Here is a 6,845-nt window from a genome sequence, read left to right as displayed (position 1 = left end):
GCTTGGCATCAAGAGCTTTCTTTAATCCTTCGATTTCTTCTTCCTTCATAAACTTGGCAAATGATGACTTTATATTACCGTCAGCTTCAACAGCCATATATGCAAGTAAAAGCGTTATAAATGCTTTAGAAAAATTATTATTAATATTATGATTTATAGATACTCTTCTCTTAATATCTTGGAATATACCGTTTCTATATGGGTTTTCAACTATATAAAAATGAGGCAAAATATTATATGAAAAATCTTGATATACTTCACTATCTATTGAATAAATTCTCTGTATTTCAGCGTTTATTATGCTAAATACAGCATCTTGATCAATATTATTTGACGTCAAAAGCTCATTCCTAGACCGTTCCAAGAAACCATCCAAAATAGTTATGTAATTAACTTCTTCCATTTATAACTTCTATTAAAATTATAGACTACTAACTATAGTTAGTTGATAGCGGATTATAATCCAAATATACTTATGGTTAGTTTAATTATAGGTAGGCGTATTTGAAGGATTGCACGATAACCGATGAGAAGATGGACGCTATTTACAAGGCTATCGGCGATAATGTCAAGCGCATCAGAACGGCAAAAGGTATTTCGCAGCTTTCACTCGCCCTCGCTATTGGACACAAAGCCGTAGGAACGATCTCAATGGCTGAACTTCATATCAACAAAAAACATTGCAATATCGAGCATTTGATAAAAATAGCAGATGTTTTGGAAGTAGATATTTCAGAATTTTTTGCTTTTGATCCACAGCCACAAGCCGATTAAATTTTATTCATCACAAAGCCGCAGAAACGCCCCGTGACGCCGTCTCTGCGGTATGAAAAATGCCGCTCGCTCTCAAAAGTGCAGCGCGGATCAAATTTAACGTTTCGCACCCCCACAGCTGCGAGCTCGTCGCGCAGCGCGGCGTTTAGATCGAAATGCCCCTGCGTTTTGTAGCGCTCAAACTCGCCCAGTTCAAGCCCGCCGAGTTCGTAGTTTCGCACCTTGATATTCGCGCCCACGAATACCTTCAGCTCCGCAGCGACGCAGCCAAAGCGCTCGTTCATTAAATTTATCGCATTGGTGCAGATCCGCTGGCTCACTCCAGCGCGCCCCGCATGCACCACAGCAACCACGCCGCGTCGCTCGTCCGTGATCAAAACGGGCGAACAGTCCGCTACCAGCACGCACAGCGCCACACCGCGCAGATCGGTCACAAGCCCGTCGCAGGGCGGGATTTCATCGCTACCTGCGCGTAAAATTTCAACTTTGTTTGAGTGGATCTGGCGCATAAATTTTAAATTTCGCGGCGCGATACAGAGCGCGGCGGCTAAAATTTCGCGGTTTTGCACAACGTTTTGCGGATCGTCGCCTACGTGATCTCCTAAATTTAGACTTGCGTAGGCTCCGCCGCTTACGCCGCCAAGTCGCGTGCTAAAGCCCGCCAGCACGCGGCGTCCGTCCAATACAAACTCAAGATTTTCTCTACAAATTTCGATTTTGTCCATCGCACGCCGCTTAATACAGGCTCAAAATTTTATCTACCGCGTCCCACGAAAGCCCCTCTTTTTCGCCCTCGGCGCTCGTATCGCGCGCCGTATTCGTACCGCGGACGGGCTGTCCGCCGGCAAAGCCCAGCTGTGCCGCGACGTATCGCGCGAGCAGATCGGTTTCGATATTTACGCGGCGCCCGATTTTGTAGGATCCAAAGAGCGTATCTTTAAGCGTGAGCGGGATGATCGTAAGGCGAATGGCGCAACTTTGCGCTTCGCTTGTTAAATTTGCATCCAAGGAGTTTGGATCGCGAACGGAATTTGAGCCGCTAGAATTTAGCCCGCGCAAGCTTGCGCCATTAAAATTTAAGCCTACGCCGTTAAAATTTGCGTCGCGCAGCTCTTTGCGAATAAAATTTCCGCCGTCAAGACCTTGGCTGTTAAAATTTCGCCCGTGCGTGCCGCCGCCCCCAAGTACTTCGTTGATCGTTAGACTCACGCCGTCGATCGCTACTGAGCCTTTCGGCGCTAGCAGCGGCGCTATATGCAGCGGCGCGCGGATAAAAAAATCGACGCCGCTTGCAAGCTTTGAAATTTTATAAATTTCGCCCACGGCATCGACATGTCCTTGGATCAAATGCCCGTCTATGCGATCTCCAATCCGCATCGCTGGCTCGATATGCACAGGTCCGCGCAGGTTTTGCACGGCGATGACGCGCGCCGTCTCGCTCGAAAGCTGAACCGCAAATCCGTCCGCAAAAAGCCGCGTCACGCTCAGGCACGCGCCGTTTACTGCGACGCTATCGCCGAGCGCTGGGCGGTATCTCGCGCGCAGTCGCAACGAATCGCCGCTAAAGCTCGCAACCTGCGCGATCTCTCTGATCAGTCCGTTAAACATTATGAGCCTTTGGATTTTTTACGTGATATTAGCGTAGAATTTTGAAATTTTAAATTAAGCGAAGTTCGGCGAGCGCAAAGCCCGCCGAATGAAGTTTGAAATTATTTTTTAGAAACTATGAAATCGGCTAGCGCTTCGATCGATTCGTCGTTAAGCGAAGCTGCTTGACCCTTCATAACGCCCATCATGCCGAATTTTCCCTTGCCCTCGCCCAAGCTGCCGTCTTTGTAACCTTTTAGGCTAGCGATGATATCTTCCTTGCTTAGGGTGTTTAGCGCAGGTACTTTGCCGCCAAGATAAGGCTTCTCGGCATTGGCTCCGTGACAGGCCACGCATTTTTTATACAATGTAGCGCCGTCTGCGGCAAACGCTGCCGAACTAAACGCCGCAACCGCAGCACATGCAATAAGAACTTTTTTCATTCCTATCCTTTCTTTTTAAATTGTGGGTGCAGTATAATCAAAATTTAGTAAATTTCGGCTAAATTTTTGCAATTTGCGCTAAAGAGGCGAAATTCTATCTACTGCAAACTTTAGCGTAGAGGCTCAAAGCGGAATTTATGCTGTAAAATTTTAAGCGAATTTCGCCTTGCCCCTTAAATTTCAATCGTAAAATTTCGCGGCGAAATTCTACGGCGAAATTTCATCTAGATGTCAAATTCCATCGCGAAATTTTGCGCAGAATTTTAAAATTTCGCCGCTTTACTTTATGCGCGAAATTTCGCCTCTTTGCATCTTATAAATTTTATCTGCGGCGCCGAAGTATTTATCATCGTGAGAGATCGCAAAGATCGTGTATCCGCGCGATTTCAGCTCCGGCAAAATCCGCTCGTAAAACTCCGTGCGAAACTGCGGATCGAGATCGGCCGCAAACTCGTCAAGCATCAAAAATTTTCGCCCGTCCATCAGCACGCTTACGAGCGCTAGGCGCTTGCGCTGCCCGCTAGATAGGTTCGTGGTGCTAAATTTAGCCCCTTTTAGCTCAACCTTATCCTGTAGGTGCGTAAGCGCTAGCCACTCGCGCACGATGTCCGCATCGCCCGTAGCGTAGTCGAAGAGGTAAAAATCGCTGAAAACTGCGCTTATATTGTTGCTATAAGCGCGCAGACCAGAGGGTTTAAGGGTCGCGCCGTCGGCTAAAATTTCGCCCGCTTGTGGCGTATAAAGGCCCGCTAAAATCATAAAAAGCGTCGATTTTCCGCTGCCGTTTTCGCCGATTAAAAACACCGTCTCGCCTGCATTTAGCTGCAAGTTTACCCCCTTGATGCCGAATTTCCCGCCGGGATACGAAAAGCTCACGTCTTTAAGCTCCAATCTGCGCCACGGCTGCATTTGCGCAAGCTCAAAGCCCTGCACGAACGGGTCTAAATTTAACTCTTTGATCTTTGCGTAGGCGATCTTTGCGCGCAACACGCTAGGAAGCGAGAATATGAGCATCATCAAAGGCGCGCGCAAAAAAAGCACCGTAAGCGCGATCGTTACGGCGTTTGCAAGCTCCGCTTTGCCGCCGCTGAGCCCAAAATAAAGCACAAAGCCTACGGCGCCTAGCATCATCACGTTCATAAAATTACTCGCAAACGCGCCGTAAACCTCGGCTCGAAGCGAGCTTTGGCGTAAATTTTGCGCGTTTGGCAAAAAGTCGTTTTCGTATAGGCTCTTTGCTTTGGCTAGGCTTAGCGACAGCTCCTTATGCCCCTCGATCGCCGCGGCGTAGTTTTTATACAAAACGTCCTCGTTTTGGCGGTATAGATCGTAATTTTGCATGACCTTTTTCATCAAAAAGCGGTTGAATACCATCAGCGCGCCGATCCAGACGAATAAAAACGCAAACATCATAGGCGCGATATACAGCACGTAGATGCCGCAAAACAGCACGATCATCGCGCCTTGAATGAGCTCTGAGATGCGCATAAAGCCCTCGGTCAGGCGCGAAATATCGCTGGAAAGGGAGGCAAGCAGGTTCGCCTTCGACGCAGCCTCGATGCACTCGAACTTCGTATCGATGATCTGCTTGATGATCTTGGTGCGCAGATCGAACACGAAGTCGTTTTCCATCTTGCAAAGCATGATGCGGCTTAGCACCGAAAGCAGCAGAAATATCGCCAAGAGCGCGAAAAATAGCGCGATGATCCTGCCGCCTCTTTCGGCGCCGTCAAGTAGATATTTATTGATAAAGCTTAAAATCAAGATCCCCGAGCCGCTGTAGATCGCGTTTAGCGCGAGCATCGCGAGGATTTGTTTGGTATATTTTTTCATCTTTAGCCCCAACAAAATTTGAGCGCAATTGTGGCAAAATTCGCTTGAAAAAACGGTTAAATTTTAAATCCGTTCTCATTTCGCAAATAAAATTTTACTCGGGCTGCGTAAAATTCCGCCGTAAATTTATCCGCTTTTGGCGCGCCAGGAGCGATAAGCCCTATTTGTGTTTACGCCTCTGGCAGAAATTAGCAGATAGGATCAAATTTGACGGATCGTAAAATTTTGAATCAAATTTAAAAACCTAAAGCGGCAAAGCGCAAAATTTTAACTATATTTTTAAATTTTATAAACTTTGCCGGCTCTGCTAAAATCCAAATTTAACTCTAAGTATCGCCCTTTTTGTTGCGCTCCGTGATAAATTTAGCTAATAAATTTATCTCCAATTTACTCACTTCAAATAGCGCCGTGATTTTCTTTTCGGCTAGGTCTAAATTTTTGTTGCAAACAGCTTTGAAATATCTACGCAACTCGGCGTAATCGCTTGGATTGCTGATCATAAAATTACAAAACAAACCGTTTTTGCCCTGTAAAAATATCATATCAAAAACGCTATCGACGCCACCTCCGAAGTGAAAAATGATCTGGGGCAAAAGCACCATGCAGATCGTCGCTAAAATTATAAAAATAGATGTCGCTACGGGCAGCACTACAAACATCGCCGCCATGATAACGACAAGAAATATTACGCCTGTTTTACCGCCGACGCTATCTAGCCCGTAATGTATCGGAAGCGCATAGGATACTGTTTTGTGAAGCTTTCGTATTTGACGCGGCGTAATTTCCGCAAAAATTTCGCCGTCAATTATCTTGACGATTTTATCGTTGTAAAAATAGACATAAGCGTTTCTATAGAAATTCATATCGAATTTTCTCCTGCTTATGACGAGCAAAAAGTATAATGAAATTTTAAATATATCGGAGTTGCCGCCAAAAAATACGTTTCTTAAAATTCCGAAAACCATTAACGCAAGCATCAAAATAATTGAAATTTTTATGACTTGGTTAGTTTCATCTTTGATGACTAGCGGCTCTTTGTCATAGTCTCTCGCAAATTTTTTCAGGCTTAAATTTAACTCATCTTGCATGCTCATTCCTATTTTATTTGCGTAGTCAAATCTACTACGGCTTTCTCACGCCAGACGTACAGGTTACTTCAAGCCAAAATTTTGCTTTATGTAAATGTGCAAAATATCGATCGCGGCGGGCGTTACGCCGCTGATCTCGCTCGCGGCAAAAAGCGTCGGTGGCGCGAAGCGATTTAGCTTCTGCACGATCTCGTTGCTAAGCCCTCCGATCTTGCTAAAATCGATCTGCGGCGGGATTGCGACGCCCAGCAGCCCCTTCATCCTCTCGACCTCGGCGCGCTGCATCGCGATGTAGAAATGATACTTGCACTGCGTTAAAATTTCATCCAAAACCTCATCGCTAAAGCCCTCAAAATGCGGCGCCAGAGCAAGCAGGCCCGCCTTTGAAAAGCCGCTTTTGGCTACGATTTTTTGCAAGCTACAGCTTTGCGAAATTGGCTCTGCGCCGATACTTTGCAGCAGGCTAAGCGTCTGTTTCGAAGGGGTGATCTGCGTTTTTAGCAAAAATTCCATTCCGCTTTCCACATCGAGCTTAAGCCTGCGCGCCCGCTCGTAGCTTGCCTCGTCTAAAAGCCCGATTTCGCGGCCGTATTCGCTTAAGCGTAGCACGGCATTGCCCTCACGCAGCAGCAGACGAAATTCCGCGCGCGAAGTAAACATTCGGTAGGGCTCATTCGTGCCCTTGGTAACCAGATCGTCGATCAAAACGCCGATATATGCCTCATCCCTGCGCAAGATCAGAGGCTGCCGCCCGCGCAAATCAAGCACGGCGTTGATGCCCGCCATCAGCCCCTGCGCCGCGGCCTCCTCGTAGCCGGTGGTGCCGTTGATCTGGCCTGCCAAAAACAGCCCGCGGATCTTTTTGGTTTCGAGGTTATGTTTAAGCTCGGTAGGATCGATAAAATCGTACTCGATTGCATAGCCCGGGCGGACGATTTTAGCATTTTCAAAGCCTCTGATCGTGCGCAAAAATGCAATCTGCACGTCGTAAGGAAGGCTCGTAGAAAGCCCGTTTACGTAATACTCCGTAGCCTCGCGCGTCTGCGGCTCGACAAAGACGTGGTGGCGATCGCGCTGACGCCCTCGAAGCCCACCGAGGTCGGTCAGTGAGAGATAGATG

8 protein-coding genes are annotated in these 6,845 nt (G+C 47.1%); 1 reads left to right on the top strand and 7 read right to left on the bottom strand.

Features of this window, described 5'->3' with window-relative positions:
* Positions 1 to 403, bottom strand: a 403-nt coding sequence (locus Q0372_RS01675) for a hypothetical protein (RefSeq protein WP_298101755.1), incomplete at its 3' end; no start/stop codon positions are given.
* Positions 404 to 504: 101 nt separating this feature from the next.
* Here Q0372_RS01675 and Q0372_RS01670 point away from each other — a divergent pair.
* A complete protein-coding gene (locus tag Q0372_RS01670) occupies positions 505 to 774 on the top strand; it encodes a helix-turn-helix transcriptional regulator (RefSeq protein WP_298101753.1) in 270 nt (89 codons plus the stop codon).
* Here Q0372_RS01670 and Q0372_RS01665 read toward each other — a convergent pair.
* The 6 genes from Q0372_RS01665 to Q0372_RS01640 all read right to left on the bottom strand — a co-directional run.
* Positions 771 to 1,499: a polyphenol oxidase family protein gene (locus Q0372_RS01665; RefSeq protein ID WP_298101751.1), complete on the bottom strand. Its 729-nt coding sequence runs from the start codon at positions 1,497 to 1,499 to the stop codon at positions 771 to 773. The two genes, Q0372_RS01670 and Q0372_RS01665, sit on opposite strands and share 4 nt — an antisense overlap.
* Positions 1,500 to 1,509: 10 nt before the next feature.
* Positions 1,510 to 2,382, bottom strand: a complete 873-nt coding sequence (locus tag Q0372_RS01660) for a riboflavin synthase (protein WP_298101749.1) — start codon at positions 2,380 to 2,382, stop codon at positions 1,510 to 1,512.
* A gap of 101 nt (positions 2,383 to 2,483) precedes the next feature.
* Positions 2,484 to 2,804 (bottom strand): c-type cytochrome, encoded by a 321-nt coding sequence (locus Q0372_RS01655; protein ID WP_298101746.1) that lies wholly within the window; start codon positions 2,802 to 2,804, stop codon positions 2,484 to 2,486.
* Positions 2,805 to 3,083: 279 nt separating this feature from the next.
* Entirely contained in the window at positions 3,084 to 4,637 is a 1,554-nt protein-coding gene (locus Q0372_RS01650; RefSeq protein WP_298101744.1) for an ATP-binding cassette domain-containing protein, read from the bottom strand.
* Between the two features lie 326 nt (positions 4,638 to 4,963).
* Positions 4,964 to 5,725: a hypothetical protein gene (locus Q0372_RS01645; RefSeq protein WP_298101741.1), complete on the bottom strand. Its 762-nt coding sequence runs from the start codon at positions 5,723 to 5,725 to the stop codon at positions 4,964 to 4,966.
* A gap of 63 nt (positions 5,726 to 5,788) precedes the next feature.
* The coding region (locus tag Q0372_RS01640) for an FAD-dependent oxidoreductase (RefSeq protein WP_298101738.1) at positions 5,789 to 6,845 on the bottom strand (1,057 nt) is incomplete at its 5' end.

Origin of the sequence: uncultured Campylobacter sp. (genome assembly GCF_937997405.1) — a bacterium.
Classification (GTDB): Bacteria; Campylobacterota; Campylobacteria; order Campylobacterales; family Campylobacteraceae; genus Campylobacter_B.
Note: the sequence above shows the minus strand (reverse complement) of the source record. Positions and strands in the feature narration are given on the sequence as shown.